Source organism: Embleya sp. NPDC056575 (assembly GCF_042793325.1).
Taxonomy (GTDB): domain Bacteria; phylum Actinomycetota; class Actinomycetes; order Streptomycetales; family Streptomycetaceae; genus Embleya.
The window spans coordinates 111601-123884 of the sequence record NZ_JBHTVA010000002.1 but is presented as its reverse complement, the minus strand read 5'-3'; the positions used below and the strand labels follow the sequence as shown (position 1 = coordinate 123884).

Annotated in this window: 8 protein-coding genes; 2 read left to right on the top strand and 6 right to left on the bottom strand. The window is 71.9% G+C overall.

From position 1 onward, the window contains the following. Window positions 1-37 precede the first annotated feature (37 nt). Both ACFRCG_RS01845 and ACFRCG_RS01840 read left to right on the top strand, forming a co-directional pair. Window positions 38-604, top strand: a complete 567-nt coding sequence (locus ACFRCG_RS01845; RefSeq protein ID WP_380027648.1) for a hypothetical protein — start codon at window positions 38-40, stop codon at window positions 602-604. A 149-nt stretch (window positions 605-753) separates the two neighbouring features. Next, a complete protein-coding gene (locus ACFRCG_RS01840) occupies window positions 754-2010 on the top strand; it encodes an SLC13 family permease (protein ID WP_380027646.1) in 1257 nt (418 codons plus the stop codon). 66 nt (window positions 2011-2076) lie between these two features. Here ACFRCG_RS01840 and ACFRCG_RS01835 read toward each other — a convergent pair whose 3' ends face one another. The 6 genes from ACFRCG_RS01835 to car form a co-directional block, all read right to left on the bottom strand. Beyond that, the gene (locus tag ACFRCG_RS01835; protein WP_380027643.1) at window positions 2077-3516 is read right to left on the bottom strand and encodes an amino acid permease; all 1440 of its coding nucleotides are present in this window, start codon (window positions 3514-3516) and stop codon (window positions 2077-2079) included. 62 nt (window positions 3517-3578) lie between these two features. Beyond that, a complete protein-coding gene (locus tag ACFRCG_RS01830) occupies window positions 3579-4412 on the bottom strand; it encodes a M55 family metallopeptidase (protein WP_380027641.1) in 834 nt (277 codons plus the stop codon). Next, window positions 4409-5803, bottom strand: a complete 1395-nt coding sequence (locus ACFRCG_RS01825) for a diaminopimelate decarboxylase (RefSeq protein WP_380027639.1) — start codon at window positions 5801-5803, stop codon at window positions 4409-4411. The genes ACFRCG_RS01830 and ACFRCG_RS01825 overlap by 4 nt, the downstream gene beginning before the upstream one ends. A 170-nt stretch (window positions 5804-5973) precedes the next feature. Further along, complete coding sequence (locus ACFRCG_RS01820; protein ID WP_380027637.1) at window positions 5974-7629, bottom strand: PucR family transcriptional regulator; 1656 nt, start codon at window positions 7627-7629, stop codon at window positions 5974-5976. Then, window positions 7626-8540, bottom strand: coding sequence for an aromatic prenyltransferase (locus tag ACFRCG_RS01815; protein ID WP_380027635.1), 915 nt, complete (start codon window positions 8538-8540; stop codon window positions 7626-7628). Before ACFRCG_RS01815 ends, ACFRCG_RS01820 begins: the two co-directional genes overlap by 4 nt. A 192-nt stretch (window positions 8541-8732) precedes the next feature. After that, window positions 8733-12197 carry a carboxylic acid reductase gene (car, locus tag ACFRCG_RS01810; RefSeq protein WP_380027633.1) on the bottom strand — a complete coding sequence of 1155 codons (3465 nt, stop codon included), beginning with the start codon at window positions 12195-12197 and terminating at the stop codon, window positions 8733-8735. Window positions 12198-12284 lie beyond the last annotated feature (87 nt).

The window sequence follows — 12284 nt, the reverse complement described above, 5'->3', positions numbered from 1 at the left end:
TCATCGACGGGAGAACCACGTGCGGACAATCGTGGGCGTGACCGTATCCACCCTGATCCTGCTGACCGCGTGCAACGACGGCGATTCCCCGAAGAAGCAGACCGCGGACCGGCCGGCGCCGACGGCTTCGGCACCGCCGTCGACCGGCGCGCCCACGACCGGATCCTCGACGTCGCCGGCCTCGGGGACCTCGACACCGGCCGCCGCCGGGTCACAGGCCCCTTCGGCCACCACCGACGCACGAGCGCCACAGGGCGCGTCGCCCGAGGCGGCGATCCGGCGCTTCGAGGAGTTTTTGCACGGCCTCGGGCGAGAGGACATCGCCACGCTCTGCGAGATCGCCGGGCCGGCCGCGAAGCAGGCCGAGAACGAGGGCGCCGGCCCGTGCGCCACGTCCTTCACGGGCATGTTCCGGATGATGTCCGCCACCGGGAAGAAGGCCCTGACCACCGCCACCGTGGACCCCGCGCTGGTCTCCGTGCGCGGAACCGACCGAGTCGACATCCCGGCCCGCGCGATCAGGGCCACCACCACGTTCACCAGCGGCGACCTGGGCGATTCCACCCTGCGCTTCATCGACAACGCGTGGTACGTCGTGGACTGACCCCCGGGTTCGGCCACCCGGCGAGCGGCGATGCGTCACGCCTTCGGGACGTCGAGGACGAGGGGGACGACCGATTCGGCCTCCGGGGGTGTCCCGATCGCGCGGAGGGGTCGGATGTCGGTTGGTTCGGGTGGGGGAAGATCGGGCGGGTGGATTCCTCGTTGGCGGAGGTCGTCTCCGTCGTACTGCTTCTGGGCGTGCTCGCGTGCGCCGTCGTTCGCCCGTTCGGCATAACCGAGGCGGTTGTCGCCGTGCCGGCCGCCGCGGTGGTGGTCGCCGTCGGGGCGATCTCGCCCGCGCATGCCGGTGACGAGGCGGCGCGGCTCGGGCCGGTGATCGGGTTCCTCGCCGCCGTGCTGGTCCTGGCTCGGCTGTGCGACGACGAGGGACTGTTTCACGCCTGCGGGGCGTGGATGGCCCGAACCGCGGCAGGACGCCCGCGTCACCTGTTGGTGCAGGTGTTCGTCGCCGCCTCGGGGATCACCGCGGTGCTCAGTCTGGACACCACCGTCGTGCTCCTCACCCCCGTGGTGTTCGTCACCGCCGCCCGGCTCGGCGCCCGCCCCGAACCCCACATCTACGCCTGCTCGCACCTGGCGAACACCGCCTCGCTGCTGCTGCCGGTTTCCAACCTCACCAACCTGCTCGCGCTCGCGGCCAGCGGATTGAGCTTCACCCGCTTCGCCGCCCTGATGGCCCTGCCCTGGCTGGTCGCCATCGCCGCCGAGTACCTGGTCTTCCGGCGCTTCTTCGCCGCCGACCTGGACGCCGGCGCGCAGGCTCCGCCCACCGCCGAACCCCGCGAGGTGCCGCTGTTCGCCCTGGTCACCGTGGCCTGCACGCTGGCCGGGTTCGTGCTGACCTCCGCGGTCGGCGTCGACCCCGCCTGGGCGGCCCTCGCCGGCGCCCTCGTCCTGGCCGTGCGGGCCCTGGTCCGGCGGCGCACCACGCCCACCGCCATCGTGCGCGCCGCCGCGATCCCGTTCCTGGCCTTCGTCCTGGCCCTGGGCATCGTGGTCCGCGCCGTCGTGGACAACGGCCTCGCCGGCGCCCTGGGCCGACTGGTCCCGGACGGCACCGGCCTCGCGGCCCTGTTCGCCATCGCGGCACTGGCCGCGCTGCTCGCCAACATCGTCAACAACCTGCCCGCCGTACTGGTGCTGCTGCCGCTGACCGCACCGTCCGGGCCCGGCGCCGTGCTCGCGGTGCTGCTCGGCGTCAACCTCGGACCCAACCTGACCTACGCCGGCTCCCTGGCCACCCTGCTGTGGCGGCGCATCGTGCACGAACACGACGGCGAGGTCGAACTCGGCCGATTCACCCGACTCGGCCTGTGGACCGTGCCCGCCGGCCTGCTGCTGTCGGTGCCGGCGCTGTGGCTCTCCCTCACCGTCATCGGCGTCTGATCACCGGGAGAAGAGGGGCGAGGGCGGCGCCGGGAAGCAGAGCGCGAGCGGCGCCGCGCCGGCCCGCTACGGGGTGGCGATGGGTTCCGGGGCGGCTTTCGGGTCCCGGGGCTCGCCCGACCCGGTCGCCGGGCGCGGGCCGTACACCCGGCGCAGCCCGTACGCGGCGAGCACGACGGCGAGGCTGCCCAGGCTGGTGAACAGTTGGGTGCGCTGGTCGTCGATGACCGCCATCGCCACCAGCACGGCGACGAAGCCCGCCATCACGATCCAGGTGAGGTAGGGGAACAGCCACATCCGCAGCGTCAGTCGCTCCGGGGCCTCACGCTCCAACCGGCGGCGCATGCGCAGTTGCGAGGCGCCGATCATGACGTACATGAAGATGGCGATCGCGCCGGAGGAGTTGACCAGGTACGTGAACACGGTGTCCGGCGACAGGTAGGCCAACACCACCGAGACCCAGCCGACGACCGTACCCGCCAGGATCGCCCGCACCGGGACGTTGCGCCTGCTGGTCCGGACCGACCACTTGGGCGCGTCGCCGTGCGAGGCCAGCGCGAAGAGCATGCGCGAGGACACGTACACCGACGAGTTGAGCACGCTGAGCACGGCGGTGAGGATCACGATGTCCATCACCGTTCCCGCGCCGGGCAGGCCGATGATGTCCCACGCGGCGACGTACGGACTCGCCAGCACCTCGGCGCCGTCCCACGGGACGATCGTGACGACCAGGAAGATCGAGCCGACGTAGAACAGGATGATCCGCCAGATGATGCCGGTCGTCGCCTTGGCCACGGAGCGCTCGGGCTCCTTGCTCTCGGCGGCGGCGATGGTGACGATCTCGGCGCCGCCGAAGGCGAAGATGACCACCACGATCGCGGAGAAGATCGAGGTGAAGCCGTTCGGCGCGAAGCCGCCGTGCGAGGTGAGGTTGCCGAAGTCGAACGAACTGCCCGGCCACGCGCCGAACACGTGCAGCCCCCCGACCACCAGGAACGCGATGATCGCGGCGACCTTGACCGAGGAGAACCAGAACTCGAACTCGCCGAAGGACTTCACCGACAACAGGTTCGTCGCCGTCATCACCGCCATCAGGGCCATCGCCAGCACCCACAGCGGCAGATCGATCCAGGCGTGCAGGATCGCCGCGCCCGCGACCGCCTCCACGGCCACGATGATCACGTAGTAGTACCAGTACAGCCAGCCGATCGTGAATCCCGCCCAGGGCCCGATGGCACCGCGCGCGTAGTCCGAGAACGAGCCCGACGACGGCCTCGCCACGACCATCTCGCCGAGCATGCGCATCGTGCACAACACCAGCGCGCCGGCGAGACAGTACGACACGATCGCGGCCGGCCCGGCGGTCTTGATCACACTGCCGCTGCCGACGAACAGACCGGCCCCGATCGCCCCGCCGATCGCGATCATGGCCATGTGTCGGTTGCGGAGCGAACGGCTGAGTCGTGGTTGTTCGGTCGGGGATGTGGGCTGCGGCTGCGACGACATGGAGACTCCTGCGGGGGCGGGGAACGAGAGAGGTGAGAGGGGACGGGCGGGCGCGCGACCGGTCAGGTCCAGTCGTCCTCGCGGCCGGCGCCGATCACCCAGGTCAGGGCCCGGAACCGGCGCAGCGCCGCACGGGCGTCGGGGGCCGCCAGGCGCACCGTGCGCGGGCCGATCACGTCGACCCCGCCCATCGCGCTCGCCCGTTCGGCGAGGTAGGGGCTGTCCACGTCGACCTCGACCACATGCGGGGCCGGCATCGCGGGGCCCCGATCCATCGGGCTCGCCAGCGCGGCGGCGGCCTCGCGGCGGATGTCGGCCGCCGTCGCGGCGGGCGTACGGCAGATCGCCGCATGCCGGGAGATGGCCGTCTTCACCGTGACCGTACGGCAGCCCGGCGCGTAGCGCGCGGCCTCGGCGCAGGTCGCGTCGTCACCGGTGACCAGCACCACCGGCACCCCTGCCTCGGCGGCGACGAGTGCGTTGAAGCTCCCCTCGTCGACCGCGCGGCCGTCGACGCGCACGCCGAGCACGCTGTGCGAGAGGTAGGTGTGGGCGAGCACTCCGGCCTCGCCCGCGCCGGTGTGGTAGCCGACGAACGCCAGCGCGTCCACCCCGAGTTCGAGGCCCTGGAGCATGCCGAGGGGTTTGTTGCGGCCGACGATGAGCACCGCGCGCGGGTCGAGTTCCTCCAGGAGCACGTTGTCCATGCCGCAGTGCGCGTCGTTGACGATCACCTCGTCGGCGCCGCCGTCCAGGAATCCGGCCACCGCCGCGTTGACGTCACCGGTGAGCAGGCGCCGGAAACGTTCGTAGCGCGGGTTGCCGGCGCGCACGTCGGCGGGCAGCACCGTACCGGTGGCGCCCTCCATGTCGGCGGAGATCAGGACGCGGGTCATACCGCCACCTCCTCGGGGTCGGGACGGTCGTGCTCGGACGGGTACCCCGAGGAGGTCGCGGATCCCAGGTCCACGAGGGCGTGCACATGCGCCGCCCCGCTCTCCAGGACCACTTCGCGGATGGTCTGCGCCTCGCGGACCGTGGCCAGGCGCACCTCGCCGTCCACGACCCGGTAGCCGTACACGGCCGGTCGGGGCAGCGAGTTGTAGGCGAAATGGGACGAGAAGTAGTACGCGCCGGTGTCGTACAGCGCGACCACGTCGCCCGGTTCGAGCAGCGGCAGCGGGCGGCCGACGGCGGTCAGGTCGCCGGCGAAGCAGCACGGGCCGGCGACGTCCTGGATCTCCTCCGGCGTGTGCTTGGGTCGGCCGTGCGCGTCGAAGGCGCCCACGCGCAGCGGCCACGCCCGGGGCATGAACACGGTCCGGGTGGCGACCTGTGCGCCGGCGTGGGTGATCGCGATCCGTCGGCCGCCGGCGCTCTTCGTGTACTCCACAAGCGAGGCGATCGTGCCGTTCTTGGCGAGCAGCGAGCGGCCGAACTCGGTGACCAACTCGTAGCGGCCGTCCAGGAGTTCGGGCACGACCGCGCGCAGTTCGGCGACATGGTCGGCGAAGGTCGGGTCGTCCTCGTCGCCGGTGAAGTCGACCGGCAGGCCGCCGCCGATGTCCAGGCCGGTGATCTGTCGGCGGCCCAGGACGGCGTTGACGTGCTCGGCGAGTTCGTAGGTGGCCCGCAGGCCGGCGGCGATCAGCGACAGCGGGCAGCCCTGGGAGCCGACGTGCGCGTGCAGCCGGTTCAGCCACGGCCGGCGGGCGAACGCCTCGACGACGGCCTCGACGGCCCCCGGGTCGCGCAGCGCGACGCCGAACTTGGACGTGCTGGTCGCGGTGCTCATCGCGCCGATCGTGCCGGCGCCGACCTGCGGGTTGACCCGGATCCCGATCGGTCCGGTCGCCGGGCGCTCGGCCACGATCGCGTCGACGCGCGCCAGTTCCTGGAAGTTGTCGACGTTGACGGCGATGCCGTGCGCGAGGGCGTACCGCAGTTCCTCGACCGTCTTGGCGGGGCTGTCCAGGACGAGCCGGTCGGGGGTGAACCCGGCCGCCAGTGCCTGTTCGAGTTCGCCCGGCGAGGCGACCTCGCAGCCCATGCCCGCGTCGGCGAGCAGGCGCAGCACCGGGACCAGGCCGCACGCCTTGGCGGCGAAGGTGTGCAGTACGGGGGTGTCGCCGAACGCCGCCGCCAGCGCGTCGACCGACGCCCGGATGCCGTCCACGTCGAGCAGTCCCAGCAGGGGCTGCTCCGGGCCCAGCAGCCCCTGCTCGACCACTCGGGCCAGGGCCGCCTCTCGGGCCGATCGACGCCGTCGGGCCGCTGTGGAAGTCACGTGCACCACACCTCGGAGATGTCGAGTGTTCGCGACCCGTTCGAGTCGCATGCACAGCTTGGATCCGGGCGGGGGCGAGGGTCAGCGGCACAGGCGACCAAAGACGGAGGCATCGGTTGTCTGGTATGACAAGAAAATGATCATGAAATGCGGTCCGCCGCACCCCTGACTCATGGGCGCGCCCGGTGCGCCAACCGCAGCCCGAGGTCCGCGAGCAGTCGGCCCGTCGGGTCCTCCAGGTCCACCCCGAACAGCTCCTTGGCCCGGCGCAGCCGATAGCGCAGGGTGTTCGGGTGCACACTCAGCCCGCGCGCGGCGGCCGCGGTGTCGCCGAAGGCGCCCAGGTACGCGCCGACCGACGCGGAGTACTCCGATCCGTGCAGGCGGTCGTGCTCGACCATCTCGTGCACCGGTCCGGCCATCGGCCACAACGACGCGAGCCGGTCGAGGAGGCGCACCATGGCCACCTCGGACACCACGTCGGCGGACAGCGCCGACGCGGACGCGTGCGCCCCGGCCGACGCCGCCGCCCGCGCACGCAGTACCCGTACGACGATCTCGGCCTCCTCGCGCGCACCGGGCAACTCGTCCGGCCGCCCGGCGGTGGGCCCGACCCCGGCGAAGACCACCGTGCCCGGGACCGACCGCGCGGTGGCGACCAGGTCCCGCGCCGGGTCCGCGTGCGCGTCGCCCGCCGGCGTCAGAACGAACAACCGCCGCCCGGCCCGCGCGGTCACACACTCCGGGCGCAGCGCCGTCGCCTGCAACGCGAGCACGTCGAGCACCCGCTGCTCGGCGTGCGTGGGCGGGTCGGCCGCGGCCTGCGTCGCGGGACGCTCGTACGCCTCGACCACGATCACCGTGTACGGCCGATCCGGGCGCACCCCCACCGTCCGGGCCGCCTGTTCCGCGCCCGCGCCGCCGTCGAGGAGGGTGTGAACCGCCTCCTCCCGCCGCCGCGCCGCCTCGCGACCGCGCGTCTCGTGGTGGACCAGGTGCGGCAGCGCCGCCCGGGCGGCGGTACGCAGCGCCGCCGTCGCGTCCGGCGCGAGCGGGCGCCCGTCGGCCGCGGCCCAGATCGACCCGAGCACCTCACCCCCGTCGCGCACCGCGATCACCAGCCGCTCCGCGTAACGCTCGTCGGCGGGCAGTCGCACCACGTCGTCGGTGCCCCACAGGGTGCGAAAGAAGCCGCTCTCGCGCAGCTCCGCCACCCGCCAGCGCGGCACCTCCTGGTTCAGGATGGTCGCCCGGCGCATCGGATCCGGCTCGTGGTCCATCCGGGAGTAGGCCAGCACCCGCGACTGCGGATCCTCGATCGTGATCGCGCCACCCACCAGGTCGGCGACCGTGTTGGCCAGGCCGGACAGGTCCCCGGGGCGCAGGCTGTCGACGGCGGCGAGTTCGAAGGTGCCGCTCTGCGCGCAGGCGTTGCGCAGCAGGCCGAGCACGTGGGTCCAGCCGCGTCGGGGATGCCGGGTGAGCAGGGCGGTGCCGCCGTGTTCGGCCGCCTCGACCACCGCGGGATCCACCCCGGCCGCCCCGCGCCGGAGCACCAGCGCGCTCGCCCCCGCGTCGCGGGCCGCCCGCACGGCCTCCACCGCGTCGCGCCCGCGCGGGTCCACGCCCACGCCGAGCAGGATCGTCCCGGCGAGCGCCGCGCCGTCGGCGTCCTCGTCGCCCGGGTCGTACAGGGTGACCCCGCGCACCGGCACGTCGGTCCCACGCGGCGCCACCACGACGTCGATGATCCCGGGGTCGATCAGATCCAGCACCCTGGCCAACGTCGCCGCGGCGGAACGGCCGGAGGTTTCGCGCTCGGTCATACACCCATGATGACGGGGACGGTCATCGGGCTGTCGCAGTCGTGCATGAGTGCGACCAGCCGGCCGCAGTAGCTGCGCTCGGCCTTCATATAGCGGCGATTTCCCGCGCCGAACGACCAGGCCACGGCATTCATCTCGGCCTCGTCGTGGGAGGGAACCCGCTCGAAGAATGTGGCCAGTCGGTCGGCGATGTGCGGGAATCGCCCGACGGGAAGCCGAAGAGCGTAGAAGCCGACGCGCTCGATCCGCCCGGTGTCGATCCGCAGCGTCACCGAGAACGTATACCCGCCCGGCGCCGTGAAGGCGCGCATGTCCGCGAAAGTCCGCGCGTTCGGCCCGGCGCTCCCGGACAGCGCGAGCAGTCGCTGCGTCGACTTCGCGTCGATGCCTTCCCCGGTACGGAAGTACAGGTTCGCGGTGCCCTGTTGATAGTCCACCGCCACATTCCGCACCACCGTCAGGCCCAGTTCGCAAAAACGGCTCTCGTGCCGGCGGATCGAGTCCGGGATCTCGCGCGGCCCCAATACCTCCCCCAGGGGCCGCCTCCCGTTCAGATACACCCAGGTCTTGACCAGGCCCTGCGCCGAGTCGAAGTCGCACAGCTCCCTCGATCCCGCGTACAGCGCGCTCCAGGCGCGGATCAGGCCGATGGCCGGGCTGCGGGCGGGGATGAATCCGGCCCGCTCGGCGATGTGCACGGTGTCGACGGGCCTGCGCTCGTAGAAGCGATAGTTCAGCGCACCGCCGGGCCGGTCGGTGGTGCGCCACAGCACCGCCCCCCGGTGGAAGCTCTCCTCGAACACGTCCAGCACCCGGCGGGTCATCGCCGCGCAGTAGTCGGCGCCCAGGAGGTCGGCGGTGGTTTGGATGTCCGCGAGGAATCGGGACGGAGAAAATTCGATGGTAGACATAATCAGGATGCGCTCCCGGTCCTTGCACAGGAATTGATGAAACTGCGGAGCGGCTATTCACTCACGATCCCATAAAGCTCTGCAAGGACATGTCGGTATGTCGCGGAACACGAATCACATTCAGAGTATCGGGTGTGAAAAGGCGCCCGTATGGCTGAGTTCCGGCCGGGCCGGACAATTATCGACGTGAAATCAGATCAGCCCGAGCCGGCGCAGATCCGCCGCATACTTGTCGATCAGCCCGGCGGACAGATGGGGAATCCCCGGCTCGCCGATCCCCGTCGCCCGCACGGCCCGCGCGAACCGTCCGGCCGAAAGACACGAGCCGGCCACGGGTTCGGCCGGTTGCCGGAAGACGTGCAGCACGGGCAGTACGGAGTACCGACGCCGCGTCTTGGGCAGCGCCCGCAGCGCGGCCTCGAAGCGGGTGAACCAGACGCCGTGGTCGTCGACGCGTTCGATGTCGTGGCCGATCGCGACGAGCCGGTCGACGAAGGTGTCCAGCGAGATGCCGTCGTCGTGGGGGTTGACGACGTTGTACGTGCGAAAGCCGTCTCCGTCGCGGGCGCCGAGGGTGTCGACGGCCCGCGCGACGAAGTCGACGGGCAGACCGTCGTAGTGCGCGCGCGGCCGTGGGGCCCCGACGTGCCTCCGGTAGAAGGAGGCCGGCGCGATTTTGGTGGCGAGCAGGCTCAGCATCAGCCGGGTGAACACGTCGGTCACGTTGAGCTGACCGGCGTGGTGGGGGTGGGCGAGGATCATGTCCGAGCGCAGCACGGTCACCGGCAGGCCGTACCGCTCGTGTGTCTCGCGCAGCAACACCTCACCGGCCCACTTGCCGACCGCGTAGCCGGTGGCGTACGCGTCCGAGAGGCGGCGCTCGGGGCTCGCCTCGCGGATGTCGGCGCTCTCGTCGAGCCGTGCCGGTTCGACTCCGGCGGCCACGCCGACGCTGGACAGGTAGGTGAACGGCTTGATCCGCCCGGTGAGCGCCAGTTTGATCAGCTCGGCGGTGCCGGCCACGTTGGGGCCGAAGAGCTGGTCGTACGGCAGCACGTGGTTGACCAGCGCGGCCAGGTGGAAGACCCGATCGACGTCCTCGGTCAGCCGCCGCCACGTATCCGCGTCGAGGCCGAGCCGCTCCCGGCCGATGTCCCCGGCGAGCACGACGAGCCGCCCGGCGGCCAAGTCCCGGTAGCGGTGCGAGAGTTCCCCGTCGTCACCGTCGTCGAAGGCGGCATCGAGCCGGCGGCGGGCCTCCGCGTCGTCCCGGCCGCGCACGATGCAGACCAGCCGGCCGCCGGTGCCGGCCAGGCGCTCCAGCAGGTCGAGGCATACGAACCGGCCGAGGTAGCCGTTCGCGCCGGTCAGCAACACGGTCCCGGTCGCCGTCGGCCGTGCCGGTGCCGCCGGCGAACGGGCGGCCTCCAGGGTGGCGGCGTCGATGAACCGATCCGGCGTGAGGTCGACGGCCCGCACCACCTCGCCGCCCGCGACGTGCACGGAGCCCGCCGAGGGTCGTGCCTCGCCGAACTCGCGCCCCGCCTCGATGTGTTCCGCGATCGCTCGCAGCGAGCACGACGGGCCGAGCAGCATGGCGACCGGGACCTCCACCCCGAAGACGTCCCGGAGCAGTTCGGCGAACGCCAGCGCGGACAGCGAGTCGATCCCCAGGTCGGTGAACCGCGCGGCCGGCCCCGGTTCCGCGACCGACAGCCCCAGGAACGCGCCGGCGGCCCGGCGGACGGCCGCGAGCACCGGTTGATCGGCGCCGGCCTCGCGCAGGGCGCGCAGTTCGTCCGGCCGCCCCGTCACCGTCTGCTCGTACAGCCGTTCCAGACGATCCCCGTAGTGCTCCTTCAACCGGGGTCGGACGTTCTTGCGCAGCTCCGACAGCAGGCCGTTCCGGATGCCGAAGGGCTCGGTCTCCACCAGGAAGTCCCGGGGGATCTCGTAGGGTTCCAACTCGGCCCGCCTGGCGACCCGTTGCAGCGACTCACCCAGCGCCCGCCGCAGGTCGTCCCCCTCGGCCCGCGCCATCGCCTCCTCGGTGGGCACGATCACGGCGAGCAGATGGGCGCGTTCGCCGTTGCCGTACACGTAGATTTGCCGCACGAGCGACGCGGTGGCGAAGATGCCCTCCAACCGCGAGAGTGCGACGAACTCCCCCTGGGCCAACTTCAGCACGTCGTTGCGGCGGCCCACGTACACCAGCCGGTCCGGGCCGATCCGCTCCATGATGTCGCCGGTTCGGTAGAACCCTTCCTCGTCGAAGACCTCGGCGGTCGTCTCGGGCCGCCTGTGGTAGCCGGGGGTGACGAACTCCGACTTGATCAGCAACTCACCGCGCGGGTAGGGCTGATCGGTGGTGCGGTAGCCCGACTCCGGTACGTCGACGAGCTTGTGGTCGCGCACCGCGGGCCGCTGTACGCGGGAGTCGAACAAGACGACGCCGGCCTCGGTCGACCCGTAGCTGTCGTGCACGGTCCGGCCCAGGTACGACTCCATGAAGCGGGCGAGTTCCGGGGGTAACGGCGCACTGCCGCACATCACCCGCAACACCCGGCCGCCGAGGCGGGATTCGCGGTCCGACTCCTCTTTCGGCCCATGCGGTTCGTGGCGATTGCGCCGATAGAGCGTGTCGCAGACGCGCGGCACCAGCATCAGTTGGGTCGGGCGGACGAGCCCGATGTCGTCGAAGAGGGTCGAGGTGTCGCTCTTCGCGGGGAAGTACGCCGTGCCACCGTGGCCCAGGGTGTGGAAGAGGGTGGTACGGCCCGCCACATGGCTCAGCGGCAGGTACTGGACGGTGATCCACGGCAGCCCGTCATCCGCCGGGATGCTGCCCATCCACAGTCGCCGGAGCATACGCTCCGTGTAGATGGCGCCCTTCGGCTCGCCCGTGCTGCCGGAGGTGTGGACGAGCAGCCGCATCGTGTCCGCGTCCGCGTTCGTGTCCTCGTCCTCGTCCGCAGCGGCCGGCCGGCGCGCCGGGGCGGCGGGTGGGAGCGTGCGCCCTCGCTCGGTGACGACGGTAAGGGTGTCGGTCCCGGTGACTCCGGCCTCGGCCAAGCGCCTGCGCGCCGCCTCGAAGCGCTCGCGCTGATCGTCGACCTCCGGGTGGTGGTCGAACACCACGAGCCGGGGCTTCGACGTGCTCGCCAACACCAACTCGACGGCACTGTCCAGGACTTCGACGCCGGCCGCCAGGACCCGCGGCCCGACCTCGTCCACGATCGAGCGCAACCGGGCCACGGGCGCGCTCGACGACAACGGCACGGACACCGCCGCCGACCGCAGGCACGCCAGGTCGAGGACCGTGTAGTCGACGCCGACGAAGCCGTACACCGCCACGAAATCCCCGGCACCGACCGCACGCCCCGCGTCCCGCGTCCACTCGGCCGCGACCGCGCCGGCCCGTTCCCACAACTGGGCGTAGGTGATCGTGTCGAACCGCGGCAGCAGCTCCAGTGTGGTGCGGCCCGACACCGGATCGAGCACCGTGCGTGTCGCGCGCCGACCGACGGCGGGACGTCGGGCGTAGGCTTTCATCAGCAGCGCGACGCTCCGCACCAGGCTGTCGGCGGAATCCCGAAACGCGGCGCCGACCGAGGGGATGGGCACGGCGGCGCGCAACTGCGCGTCCTGCGCCACCACATCGGCGGGCTTCGGGACGCCGGGCGCTAAGGCGTCCCGGTCGCACGTCGCGGATGACGGGGACACGGCTCACCAACCTTCCGAGCG

Coding starts and splice junctions, on each gene's coding strand:
- ACFRCG_RS01835 (WP_380027643.1), bottom strand. CDS start 3,516: ATGTCGTCGCAGCCGCAGCCCACATCCCCGACCGAACAACCACGACTC.
- ACFRCG_RS01830 (WP_380027641.1), bottom strand. CDS start 4,412: ATGACCCGCGTCCTGATCTCCGCCGACATGGAGGGCGCCACCGGTACG.
- ACFRCG_RS01820 (WP_380027637.1), bottom strand. CDS start 7,629: ATGACCGAGCGCGAAACCTCCGGCCGTTCCGCCGCGGCGACGTTGGCC.
- ACFRCG_RS01815 (WP_380027635.1), bottom strand. CDS start 8,540: ATGTCTACCATCGAATTTTCTCCGTCCCGATTCCTCGCGGACATCCAA.